The sequence below is a fragment of the Streptomyces sp. NPDC028722 genome (assembly GCF_040637655.1).
Classification (GTDB): Bacteria; Actinomycetota; Actinomycetes; order Streptomycetales; family Streptomycetaceae; genus Streptomyces.
On the sequence record NZ_JBEZWU010000019.1, the window covers coordinates 1 to 14,068 of the forward strand.

The following is a 14,068-nucleotide window of genomic DNA, read 5'->3' on the forward strand; positions in this document are numbered from 1 at the left end:
GCCACCGCCGGGTCGTCCACCCCCTCCCCGACACCCACCCCACCCCGCGTCACCACCACCAAAGACCCCTCCCGCGACGACGCAAGGAAGGACTGAACAGCCGACAACGCCTCAGCCGTCACACCGTGCACGGCTTCCGCATCCAGCGCGACCGCCCCGACCTCGAACACCTCCACCACACCGGCATCAGCGTCCACAGGCACCGGCACCGGCACCGGCACCGGCACCCGAGACCACTCCACCCGCAACAACGACTCGCCACCGTCGGACACCCTCAACTGGTCCCGGGGTACTTCGCGCAGGACGACCGACTCCACAAACGCGACGGGTGCGCCGTCCGCGTCGCGGATGTCCAGACTTACCGTGTCGGAATCGGTGGGCGTCAGACGAACGCGCACCGTGGAGGCGCCGGCTGCGTGGAGGGTCGTACCGCGCCATTCGGTGGACATCCCCGACAGGCCGGTCACATGGGCCGCGGCCTCCAGAAGGGCCGGGTGCAGGCCGAAGCGCTCGGCTTCGGCGATGAGTTCCTCGTCCAGGGCGACCTCGATGAACTCGCCTGCCGGGTGAGCCTCGCCAGTCGGCTCGCCGGCCGCGCCCGTAGGCGCCAGTGTGCCGGTGGCATGGCGGGTCCAGGAGTCGTCGCCACGCTCGGGACGGGTGTAGACACCGACCGTGCGGTTCCCCTCGTCGTCGGCGCCGCCGACAGAGACCTGCACGCGGAGCGCTCCGGTGGCGGGCAGTACGAGCGGCGTCTCGACCGTCAGTTCACGCAATGTGCCGGCGTCGACCTCGTCACCGGCGCGGATCGCGAGCTCGACCATTGCGGCTCCCGGCACGACGTCTGCGCCCGGCAGCTGCTCGGAAAGCCACGGCTGAGCGGCTCGTGAGAGACGTCCGGTGCACAGCACACCGCCCGTGTCGGGCACGGTCAGCACCGCGTTGAGCACCGGGTGCCGCATCGCGATGTCGCCCGCCGGTGCCGCGGCGGCGGCGAGCCAATACCGCTGGTGTTGGAAGGCGTACGTGGGCAGGTCAACGCGGCGTGCGCCGGTGCGGGCGAAGACCTGTTCCCAGTCGATGGCAACACCACGCGTGTGCAGCTGTCCCACACTGTTCATCAACGCCCGGTCCTCGGGCACGTCCCGACGCAGCGACGGCACACAGTCCTCCGCCACCATCCCGGTCAGGACGCCATCCGGACCCAACTCCAGGAACGTACGCACGCCTTGATCACGCAACGCCCGCACACCATCGTGGAAACGAACCGTGCCACGTACGTGCTCCACCCAATAGTCGGGCGAGCACAACCGTCCGGCGTCCGCCACCTCACCCGTCAGGTTCGACACCACCGGCAGGACCGGGGCGTTGTAGGTCAGCCCGGCCGCGACCTCGCGGAACTCCTCCAGCATCGGGTCCATCAACGGCGAATGAAACGCGTGCGACACCCGCAGCCGCTTCACCCGACGGTCGGGCAGGGCTTCGGTAACCGCCAACACCGCACCCTCAGCCCCCGACAACACCAGCGAGGTCGGCCCGTTGACCGCGGCGATGCTCACACCGTCCGACAGCAACGGCGCGACCTCCTCTTCCATGGCCTCCAACGCGACCATCACGCCACCCGCCGGCAGCGCCTGCATCAGCCGACCACGCGCGACGACCAGCGTGGCCGCGTCCTCCAGCGACCACACACCCGCCACATACGCGGCTGTCACCTCACCGATCGAGTGACCCGCCACGAAATCAGGACGCACGCCCCACGACTCCGCCAGCCGATACAACGCCACCTCGACCGCAAACAGCGCCGGCTGCGCGTACCCCGTCTCCTCCAGCAGCTCCCCGCCCTCGAAGACCACCGCCTTCAACGAGCGGCCCAGTTGAGTGTCGACGGCCGCACACACCTCATCGAAAGCTTCGGCGAACACCGGGAAGACGCCGTACAGCTCACGCCCCATCCCCACCCGCTGCGACCCCTGCCCGGTGAACAACACACCCAGACGGCCCGCCGGCACCACACTCTGCGGACGTAAAGACGCCAGACCCTCCCGCGCCTCCCCCACCGACCCGGCGACGACCACCGCACGATGGTCGAAATGCGTCCGGGCGGTCGCCAGCGAGTACGCCACATCCGCGAGGTTCACCGAAGCATCCGCGCCCAGGAAGTCCACCAGCCGACCCGCTTGAGCCCGTACCGCCTCCACCGACTTGCCCGACACCACCAACGGCACCACACCGTCAGGGACCACCGCACGCTCCGCCACCGGCTCAGCCTCGACGGCCTCCAGGATCACGTGCGCATTCGTCCCACTGATACCGAACGCCGACACACCCGCACGACGCGGACGACCCCTCTCAGGCCACTCCCGCGACTCCGTCAGCAACTCCACCGCACCCGCCGACCAGTCCACCTTCGGCGACGGCTCATCCACATGCAACGTCTTCGGCAGCACACCGTGCCGCATCGCCTGCACCATCTTGATCACACCCGCCACACCCGCGGTGGCCCCGGTGTGGCCGAGGTTCGACTTCAGGGCGCCGAGGAGCAGTGGGCGATCGTCGGCGGGGCGTTCCTGGCCGTACGTGGCGATCAGCGCCTGCGCCTCGATCGGGTCGCCCAGCGACGTACCCGTACCGTGCGCCTCCACCGCGTCCACGTCGGCGGCCGACAGACCGGCACTCGCCAACGCCTGCCGGATCACGCGCTGCTGCGACGGACCGTTCGGCGCCGTGAGGCCGTTCGACGCACCGTCCTGGTTGACCGCGCTGCCGCGTACCAGGGCCAGGACCTCGTGGCCGTTGCGTCGCGCGTCGGACAGACGCTCCAGCAGGATCACGCCTACGCCCTCGGCCCACGCCGTACCGTCCGCGCCGTCGGCGAAGGCCTTGCACCGGCCGTCGGGGGCCAGTCCGCGCTGCCGTGAGAACTCCACGAAGACGCCCGGGGTGGACATGACGGCGACGCCGCCGGCCAGCGCGAGTGAGCACTCGCCGCTGCGGAGTGCCTGCATCGCGGAGTGCATCGCCACCAGCGACGACGAGCACGCCGTATCGATGGTGAGGGCGGGGCCCTCCAGGCCGAGGGCGTACGAGACGCGGCCGGAGGCGACGCTGCCGGCGCTGCCGGTCAGGGCGTATCCCTCGGTGCCCTCGGTGCCGCCGCCGAGCCGTGGGGTGTAGTCCTGGGCACCCATGCCGGTGAAGACACCGACGTCCGTGCCGCGCAGGGAGGCCGGGTCGATGCCGGCGCGCTCCAAGACCTCCCAGGAGGTCTCCAGGAGGAGGCGCTGCTGCGGGTCCATGGCGAGGGCCTCGCGCGGGTTGATGCCGAAGAATCCGGCGTCGAAGTCGGCGACGCCGCGCAGGAAGCCGCCCTTGCGGACGTAGGTCGTGCCGGGAGCGTCCGGGTCGTCGGAGAAGAGGTTGTCCAGGTCCCAGCCGCGGTCGGCCGGGAAGTCGGCGAGCGCGTCACGGCCCTCGGCGAGCAGGGTCCACAGTTTTTCGGGGGAGGTCACGCCGCCGGGGAGGCGGCATCCCATGGAGACGATGGCGATCGGGTCGTCGGTCGCCGACGGCGGTACGACGATGGCAGGAAGGGCCGTGTCGGCGGTGTCGGGGATGGCGGCGGACCGGTCGCCGACGAGTTCGGTGCGCAGGTGGTCGGCCAGTGCCTTGGGGTTCGGGTAGTCGAAGACGAGGGTGGCGGGCAGGCGCAGCCGGACGGCCGCGCTGAGCCGGTTGCGCAGTTCCACCGCGGTGACGGAGTCGAAGCCGACCTCCTTGAACGCCCGTTCCTCGCCTACGACTTCGGTGTCGGCATGGCCCAGGACGGCCCCGGCCTCGGCCCGGACCAGGCCCACCAGTCGGCGTTCCTGTTCGGCCGGGGAGAGCCGCAGCAGTTCGGAGCGGAGGGCGGAGGCGTCGGTGTCGGGCTGGTCCTCGGTGGCGCCGGCGAGGATCTCGGTGACCTCGGGCAGGCCGCGCAGCAGGGGGCGGGGACGGGAGAGGGCGAAGGCGGGGGCGAAGCGGGTCCAGTCGATGCCGGCGACGACTACATGCGTCTCGTCGTGCTCCACGGCCTGTACCAGGGCGGCGACGGCGAGGTGGGGCTCCATGAGGGTGATGCCGAGCTTGGCGAACTCCCCGGCCATGGACGCGTCGACCATGCCGCCGCCGCCCCAGGCACCCCACGCGATGGAGGTGGCGGTGAGTCCGCGGGCACGGCGACGGTGGGCGAGGGCGTCGAGGTGGGCGTTGGCCCCGGCGTACGAGGTGAGGCCGTTGCTGCCCCAGGCGGTGGCGCCGGAGGAGAACAGGACGAAGGCGTCCAGGTCGCGGTCGCCGAGCAGGTCGTCCAGGTGGCGGGCACCGGCGATCTTGGCTCGGCCCATGTCCGCGAACTGCTCGACGGTGAGATCGGACAGCGGGGATTCGGTCTGGGGGGCGCCGGCGAGGTGCAGGACGGCGGTGAGCGGCAGCTCGGCGGGGATGTCCTGGAGGAGGCCGACGACTGCCTCCCGGTCGGCGATGTCGCAGGCGGTGATGGTGATCCGGGCGCCCAAGGCCTCCAGTTCGGCGCGGAGTTCGTCGGCGCCGGGCGCGTGGGGGCCGCGGCGGCTGGTGAGCACCAGGTGCTCGGCTCCGTGCTCGGCGAGCCAGCGGGCGACATGGGCACCGGTGCCGCCGGTGCCGCCGGTGACCAGGACGGTGCCGCGCGGCGTCCAGGGCTTGACTGCCGGGGCGCCGTCGAGCGGGGCGCGGCGCATGCGGCGGGCGTGCAGGCCGTCGGGGCGTACGGCGAGCTGGTCCTCGTCGACGGTGCCGGAGAGGGCGGTGCACAGCAGGTCGAGGGTGCGCGGGTCGGCTTCGGTGGTGCCGGCGGGCAGGTCGACGAGGCCGCCCCAGGTACGCGGGTGGTCCAGGGCCAGGACGGTGCCGATACCCCACATCGCGTGCTGGGAGGCGTCGGTCAGTTCGGCGGAGTCGGCCACGGCGACGCCTCCGGAGGTGACCGCCCACAGGGGTGCCTCGATCCCCGCGTCGCCGAGTGCCTGGACGAGCGCGACGGTGCCGATCGTGCCGCGCGACCAGGTGGTGTGGACGGGGTGTGGCCGTCCGTCGAGCGCGAGGAGGGACAGGACGCCCGTGACATCCCGGTCGGTCAGGGCGGCGGCCAGCGTCTCGCGGTCGGCGTTCTCGGTGTCGACCTCGATGCGCACCGTCCGTACGCCCCGTTCGGCGAGTCCGTCGGCGACCGCGTCGGCGAGCGGGCCACCGTCGCTGCCGACGGCGACGAGCCACGTACCGGAAACGGTGCCGACGGCTGTACCGCCAGCGGTATCGGGGACGATGACGGCGGCGGTACCGACGGCTGTGCCCGCAGCAGTACCGGCGACGGTACCGGCGGCGTCGACGCGGTCCCAGCCGAGTCGGTAGCGCCATCCGTCGATGACGGTCCGCTCCTGCTTGCGGCGGCGCCAGGACGACAGTGCGGGCAGGACCTCGTCGAGTACGGAGGCCTTCAGCTGGAGGTCGTCGGCGAGGGCGCCGGTGTCACCGGCCTCGATCGCGGCCCAGAAGGCCGCGTCCACCGGGTCGGCCTCCACGGCGGGCCGGTCGTCGGCGTCGAGCCAGTAGCGCTGGTGCTGGAAGGGATACGTCGGCAACTGGACCCGCCGGCCGGACCCCTCCAGCACCGCCCGCCAATCGACATCCACACCCCCCGCATACACCTCACCCACCGACCGCAAGAACCGCTCCCAACCCCCCTCACCACGCCGCAACGACCCCACCACCACACCATCAACACCCACCGCACCCATCGTCTCCGCCACCACGAACCCCAGCACCGGATGCGGACTCACCTCCACGAACACCCGCCGCCCCGACCCCAGCAACGCACGCACCACCTCCTCAAAACGCACCCGCTCCCGCAAATTCCGATACCAATACCCCCCATCCAGAACCGCCGTATCCACCACACCCCCCGTCACCGTCGAAAAGAACGGCACCCCCGACGACACACCCGACACACCCCCCAACACCTCCCCCAACACACCCTCGACCCGCTCCACCCCCACCGAATGCGACGCATAATCCACCGCCACCCGACGCACCCGCACCCCCTCCCCACGCAACTCCTCCTCCAGCACCTCCAACTCCCCCACCACACCCGCAACCACCACCGACGACGGACCATTCACCGCCGCCACCGACAACCCCCCACCCAACCGCCCCTCCACCACACCCACCGGCAACCCCACCGACAACATCCCACCCAACCCCGCCAAACCCGACGCAATCACCTGACTACGCCGCGCCACCACCCGCGCACCCTCCTCCAACGACAACCCACCCACCACACACGCCGCCGCGATCTCCCCCTGCGAATGCCCCACCACCGCAACCGGCTCCACACCCACCGACCGCCACAACCCCGCCAACGACACCATCACCGCCCACAACACCGGCTGCACCACATCAACCCGCCCCAACGCCTCCTCATCACCCAACACCTCCACCAACGACCACCCCACGAACGGAGCCAACGCCTCACCACACCGCGCCATCCACCCCGCGAACACCTCCGACTCCGCCAACAAACCCACCGCCATCCCCACCCACTGCGCCCCCTGACCCGGAAACACGAACACGACACCGGTGTCACCGTGGGTGCCGGTGGACACCGTGGCGTCCTCCGCGAGGGCCGTGAGCCGCTGGACGGCCTCGGCGTGCGTGCCCGCGACGGCCACACCCCGGTGGTCGAACACGGCGCGCGAGGTCAGGGAGAGGGCGATGTCGGGCAGCGGCGTCCCGGGGTGGCTCTCCAGGAAGGCCGCGAGCCGCTTCGCCTGCGCGCTCAGGGCGTCGGCGGACTTGCCGGAGAGGGCCAACGGCACCACACCGTGCGGGACGGCACGCTCGACGGTCGTCCGCCCGGGCTCGGTCGGCTCGGTGGGTTCGGTCGCGGGGCCGGGTTCGTCGGGCGCGGGCCGCGCGGACTCGAGAATCACATGGGCGTTGGTGCCGCTGAGGCCGAAGGACGACACGCCGGCCCGGCGCGGCTCGTCGCGCTCCGGCCACTCGCGGGCCTCGGTCAGCAGCTCCACCGCACCGGCGGACCAGTCGACCTCGGGCGTCGGCGCGTCCACGTGCAGCGTCCTCGGCAGCACGCCGTACCGCATCGCCTCCACCATCTTGATCACACCGGCCACACCGGCGGCCGACTGTGCGTGCCCGATGTTGGACTTCAGCGAGCCCAGCCACAGCGGTCGACCGTCGCCGGGCCGTTCCTGGCCGTACGTGGCGATCAGCGCCTGGGCCTCGATCGGGTCACCGAGGGAGGTCCCGGTGCCGTGCGCCTCGACGGCGTCCACGTCGGCGGCGGAGAGCCGGGCGTTCTCCAACGCCTGGCGGATGACCTCCCGTTGCGCGGTGCCGTTGGGCGCGGTCAGGCCGTTGGACGCGCCGTCCTGGTTGACGGCGGTGCCGCGCACGACCGCCAGGACGTCATGGCCGTTGCGGCGGGCGTCCGACAGGCGCTCCAGGAGGAGTACGCCGACGCCCTCGGAGAAGCCGGTGCCGTCGGCGCTCGCCGCGAAGGCCCGGCACCGGCCGTCCGGGGAGAGGCCGCGCTGGCGGGAGAACTCCACGAACATCTTGCTGTCGGACATCACGGCCGCGCCGCCCGCCATCGCCATCTCCGACTCGCCGGTGCGCAGGGACTGCACGGCGAGGTGGATGGCGACCAGCGAGGAGGAGCACGCGGTGTCGACCGTGACCGAGGGGCCTTCCAGGCCCAGCATGTACGACACGCGGCCGGAGGCGAAACTGCCCGTGCTGCCGCGCCCGATGTACGCCTCCAGGTCCTCGGGAACCTGGCGCACCCGTGGGGCGTAATCGTGGTGCATGACGCCGGTGTAGAAGCCGATCCGGTGCCCGCGCAGTGACGTGGGGTCGATGTTGGCGCTCTCGAAGACCTCCCAGGAGGTCTCCAGGAGCAGCCGCTGCTGCGGGTCCATGGCCAGCGCCTCGCGCGGGGATATCCCGAAGAAGCCCGCGTCGAAGTCGGCCGCGCCGTGGAGGAAGCCGCCCTCACGGACGTACGACGTGCCCGGCACGTCGGGGTTCGGGTCGTACAGGCCCTCCAGGTCCCAGCCGCGGTCGGCCGGGAAGGCGGATATGGCGTCGGTGCCGTCGGCCACGAGCCGCCACAGGTCCTCCGGGGAGGTCACCCCGCCCGGCAGCCGACAGGCCATACCGACGATGGCGATGGGCTCCCATGCCCTCTCCTCGACCTCACGCAGCCGGCGCGTGGCCTGACGTGCGGTGGCGACGGCCTTGTTGAGGTATTCGCGGTACTTCTTGTCGTCGACCATGGGGAAGGTCAGCTCCTAGAAACAGACTTCTGACGGCGGGCGGGCAGCGGGGACGGCGTCAGGAAGCGGTGAATTCGTCGAACTCGTTGTCGATGATGTCGAAGACCTCGTCGTCGGTGACCGACTCGAGATCGTCGTCCGTCTCGTCCTGGGCGGTGTCCGGGGACCACTTGGCCAGCAGGACGTGCAGGGCGGCGGTGACCTGGGCGCGGACCGCCCGGTCGTCGGGTACGGAGGCGAGCGCGGCCTTCAGTTTCTCCACGTCCGCCACTGCCGGGTGCGCGCTGGGGCCGCCCTCGGGGGTGAGCGCGTTCCTCAGGTGGTCGACGAGCACGGCGGGTGCCGGGTGGTCGAAGAGCAGGGTGGCGGGCAGCCGCAGGCCGGTGGCCGCGGAGAGTCTGTTGCGCAGTTCGACGGCGGTGAGCGAGTCGAAGCCCAGTTCCTGGAAGGCGCGGTCCGGGTGTATCGCGTGCACGTCCTGGTGGCCGAGGACGACGGCGGTCTCGGCGCGGACCAGGTCGAGCAGGATCTCCTTCTGCGCGTCCTCGCCGAGGCCGGCCAGGCGGCGCTGCAACGAACCGGCCGTGGCGAGGTCGGCGCGCCGGGCACGGGCGTCGGCGGCAGCGATGCGCCGTACCTCGGGTATGCCCGTCAGGAGGGCGGAGGGCCGGGCGGCGGTGAACGCCGGGTAGAAGCGTTTCCAGTCGATGTCGGCGACGGTGAGCCCGCTCTGGTCACCCGTCAGGGCGCGGTCGAGTGCGGTGAGCATCAGTTCGGGACGGACGGACCGGATGCCCTGGCGGCGCAGTTGCGGGGCCGAGGCGGCGTCCACCATGCCGCCGCCGGACCAGGCGCCCCAGGCGACGGAGGTGGCGGGCCGGCCGTGGGCGCGCCGGTGCAGGGCCAGGGCGTCCAGGTAGGCGTTGCCCGCGGAGTAGGCGCTCTGGCTGCCGCTGCCCCAGACACCGGCGATGGAGGAGAAGACGACGAACGCGTCCAGGCCGGTGTCGGCGAGCAGTGCGTCGAGGTGGGCCGCGCCGGCCGCCTTGGCGGAGACGACGGCGCCGAAGTCGGCGAGTGTCGTCTGCGCGAGGGAGCCGAAGCCGTTGACGCCCGCGGCGTGCACCACGGCACGGATCGGGTCGCCGTCGGCCGCCGACTTGGTCAGCAGGTCCTCCAGGGCCTGCCGGTCGGCGACGTCACAGGCGGCGACCGTGACCCGGGCGCCCGCCTCGGTGAGTTCGGCGGTCAGTTCCGCGGCTCCCGGGCTGTCGGGGCCGCGCCGGCTGACGAGCAGGAGGTGCTCGGCGCCCTTGGCGGCCAGCCGGCGGGCGACATGGGCGCCGAGCGCTCCGGTGCCACCGGTGATCAGTACCGTCCCGGTGGGCTGCCACCCGGTCTCGTCGGGCAGCGGCCGGTGCAGCGCTGTCCGTTCCAGGCGGCGGGCGAGCAACGCTTCCCCACGGAGCGCGAGTTGGTCCTCGGTGCCGGTGCCGCCGCCCAGTACGGTGCCGAGCCCGGCGCGGACGCGGTCGTCGAACGTGCCGGGCAGGTCGATCAAACCGCCCCAGCGGCCAGGGTGTTCGAGGGCGACGACCTGGCCGAGGCCCCACAGGGCGGCCTGGCGCGGGTTGCGCACCGGGTCGGTGGCGCTGGTGGCGACCGCGCCGTCGGTGGCGAGCCAGACGGGGGCCTCGACGCCGGTGTTGCCGAGCGCCTGGAGCAGGGCGAGCGTGGTGGCCAGGCCGCCGGTGACGCCGGGGTGGTCGGGGTGGTCGGACTCGTCGAGGGCGAGCAGGGAGAGGACGCCCGCGACGGTGTCCTCGCCGTGCGTGGTGTCGGTGAGCAGTGCGGCCACGGCCGTGCGGTCGGAGCTGTCGACCGGCAGCGCGACGGGGTGGGCGCCCGCCTCGCCGAGCGCCGTGACGCAGGCCGTCACGGTGGCGTCGTCCGTCCGGCCGGCGGGCACGGCCACCAGCCAGGTGCCGTGGGGTGCCGCGGCCGTGTCCGTCGCCTCGGTGGGGGTCCAGCTCGTGCCGTACACCCAGTTGTCGAGGCGGGACGAGCCGCTCTCGCGGGCCAGTCGGGCCTCCGCGAGCTGCTCCGGTGTCACCTGGCGGCCGATGAGTGCCTCGACGCGGGCGACGGGTGCGCCCGTCCGGTCGGTGACGGTGACCTGCCAGGTCTCCTCGCCGGCGGGCACGAAGTGCGCCCGGAGCCGGGAGGCGCCGCGGGTCCACAGGGTGATGCCGTTCCAGGAGAAGGGCAGCCGCGGAAGGCCGGTGCCGTAGAGGAGTGGCGCGTGCAGCGCGGAGTCGAGCAGGGCGGGATGCAGCGAGAACCGCTCGGCGTCCTCCTGCTGCTGTTCCGGCAGGGCGACCTCGGCGAAGATCTCGTCCCCGCGGGTCCACACCGCGCGCAGGCCCTGGAAGGCCGGGCCGTACTCGTAGCCGCGCTCGGCCAGGCCCTGGTAGACGGACCCGGTGTCCACGGGTACGGCGGTGGCGCCGGCCGGGGGCCAGTCGAGCGCCGGTTGTGAGGGGTCCGGGTCCGCGGGGACCAGGGTGCCGCCGGCGTGGCAGGTCCAGTCGGGGTCGTCGGCCTCGGGGCGGGAGTGGACGGAGACGGTGCGGCGGCCGGATTCGTCGGCCGCGCCGACCTCGACGCGCACCTGGACGGCGTCGTCCTCGGGGAGGATCAGGGGCGCTTCGAGGACGAGTTCCTCGATGGAGCCGCAGTCGACCGCGGCGCCGGCGGTGAGGACGAGGTCGACGAAGCCGGTGCCGGGCAGCAGGGCCGTGCCCCAGACGGCGTGGTCGGCCAGCCAGGGGTGGGTGTGCGGGGACCAGCGGCCGGTGAAGGCGACGCCGCCTGTTCCGGGCAGCTCCACGGCGGCGCCGAGGAGTGGGTGTCCGGGAGCGGCGAGTCCGGCGGCGCAGACGTCGCCGGCCGTACGTTCCGCCTTCAGCCAGTAGCGCTGGTGCTGGAAGGGATACGTCGGCAGCTGGACCCGCCGGCCGGACCCCTCCAGCACCGCCCGCCAATCGACATCCACACCCCCCGCATACACCTCACCCACCGACCGCAAGAACCGCTCCCAACCCCCCTCACCACGCCGCAACGACCCCACCACCACACCATCAACACCCACCGCACCCATCGTCTCCGCCACCACGAACCCCAGCACCGGATGCGGACTCACCTCCACGAACACCCGCCGCCCCGACCCCAGCAACGCACGCACCACCTCCTCAAAACGCACCCGCTCCCGCAAATTCCGATACCAATACCCCCCATCCAGAACCGCCGTATCCACCACACCCCCCGTCACCGTCGAAAAGAACGGCACCCCCGACGACACACCCGACACACCCCCCAACACCTCCCCCAACACACCCTCGACCCGCTCCACCCCCACCGAATGCGACGCATAATCCACCGCCACCCGACGCACCCGCACCCCCTCCCCACGCAACTCCTCCTCCAGCACCTCCAACTCCCCCACCACACCCGCAACCACCACCGACGACGGACCATTCACCGCCGCCACCGACAACCCCCCACCCAACCGCCCCTCCACCACACCCACCGGCAACCCCACCGACAACATCCCACCCAACCCCGCCAAACCCGACGCAATCACCTGACTACGCCGCGCCACCACCCGCGCACCCTCCTCCAACGACAACCCACCCACCACACACGCCGCCGCGATCTCCCCCTGCGAATGCCCCACCACCGCAACCGGCTCCACACCCACCGACCGCCACAACCCCGCCAACGACACCATCACCGCCCACAACACCGGCTGCACCACATCAACCCGCCCCAACGCCTCCTCATCACCCAACACCTCCACCAACGACCACCCCACGAACGGAGCCAACGCCTCACCACACCGCGCCATCCACCCCGCGAACACCTCCGACTCCGCCAACAAACCCACCGCCATCCCCACCCACTGCGCCCCCTGACCCGGAAACACGAACACCGCTTCCCGGGGGTGGGTGGCCGGCACGGTGTCGGGGGCGGCGGCGAGGGCGGCGAGCCGTTCCACCGCTTCCTGGTGGGTGCCCGCGACGGCCACGGCGCGGTGCGGGAACCGGCTGCGGGTGGTGACGAGTGACAGGGCCACGTCGTGCAGGGAGGTGCCGGGGTGCGTGCGCAGGTGGTCGGCGAGGCGGGCCGCCTGGGCGCGGAGGGCGTCGGGTGTGGCGCCGGAGAGCGCCAGCGGCATGACGCCGCCGGGGACCGTGCGGGCCGGTTCGGGGGCGTCGGCCGGCTCCTCGGGCCGGGCCTGTTCCAGGATGATGTGGGCGTTGGTGCCGCTGATGCCGAAGGAGGACACGCCCGCGCGGCGCGGGCGACCGGTCTCCGGCCAGTCCCGGGCCTCGGTCAGCAGCTCCACCGCACCGGCGGACCAGTCGACCTCGGGCGTCGGCGCGTCCACGTGCAGCGTCCTCGGCAGCACGCCGTGCCGCATCGCCTCCACCATCTTGATCACACCGGCCACACCGGCGGCGGCCTGCGTGTGCCCGATGTTGGACTTCAGCGAGCCCAGCCACAGCGCCGTGTCCGCGGAACGGGTGCGGCCGTAGGTGGCGATCAGGGCCTGTGCCTCGATCGGGTCGCCGAGGGCGGTGCCGGTGCCGTGGGCCTCGACGGCGTCCACGTCGGACGGCGACAGGCGGGCGTTGTCCAGGGCCTGCTGGATGACGCGCTGCTGCGAGGGGCCGTTGGGCGCGGTCAGGCCGTTGGACGCGCCGTCCTGGTTCACGGCGCTGCCGCGCACGACCGCCAGGACGTCATGGCCGTTGCGGCGGGCGTCCGACAGGCGCTCCAGGAGGAGCACTCCGACGCCCTCCGCCCAGCACGTGCCGTCCGCGGCGGCGGCGAAGGCCTTGCACCGGCCGTCTAAGGACAGTCCCCGCTGACGGGAGAACTCCACGAAGGCGCCCGGTGTCGACATCACGGCCACCCCGCCCGCCAGCGCGAGCGAGCACTCGCCGTTGCGGAGCGCCTGCGCGGCCAGGTGGATGGCCACCAGAGACGACGAGCACGCGGTGTCGACCGTCACCGCGGGACCCTCGAAGCCGAAGGTGTAGGCGATCCGGCCGGAGACGACGCTGCCGGCACCGCCGGTCAGCACGTAGCCCTCGATCTCCTGGGAGCCGGTGCCCATGCGGGGCGCGTACTCCTGTCCGGCGACCCCGGTGAAGACGCCGACGCTGTCGCCCTTGAGAGTGGAGGGGTCGAGCCCGGCGCGCTCCAGGGTCTCCCAGGAGGTCTCCAGGAGCAGCCGCTGCTGCGGGTCCATGGCGAGTGCCTCGCGCGGGGATATGCCGAAGAAGTCCGCGTCGAAGCCGGCCACGTCGTCGAGGAAGCCGCCCTCCCGCACGTACGACGTGCCGGACGCGTCCGGGTCGGGGTCGTAGAGGGCGTCGAGGTCCCAGCCGCGGTCGGCCGGGAACGCGCTGATCGCGTCGGTGCCCTCGGACACCAGGTGCCACAGTCCTTCCGGTGAGGTCACTCCGCCCGGGAGCCGGCAGCCCATCGAGACGATGGCGATGGGTTCGGTTCGCCGGCCCTGCTCCTCGCGCAGGGCCTCCCTGGTCTGCTGAAGCTCGGCCGTGACCCGCTTGAGGTAGGTGAGCGCCTTCTCGTCGGTGGTCATGGAACCTGGTCTCCTCTTC

General features: G+C 72.3%; 2 protein-coding genes. Both read right to left on the reverse strand.

Annotated features, from left to right (window positions below; all coding sequences use genetic code 11):
* Positions 1-8,375 (reverse strand): type I polyketide synthase (locus AB0F03_RS25785; RefSeq protein WP_361996002.1); only part of this gene is annotated, 8,375 nt, incomplete at its 3' end.
* A 58-nt stretch (positions 8,376-8,433) separates the two neighbouring features.
* Positions 8,434-14,049 (reverse strand): type I polyketide synthase, encoded by a 5,616-nt coding sequence (locus AB0F03_RS25790; RefSeq protein WP_361996004.1) that lies wholly within the window; start codon positions 14,047-14,049, stop codon positions 8,434-8,436.
* Positions 14,050-14,068: the final 19 nt, after the last annotated feature.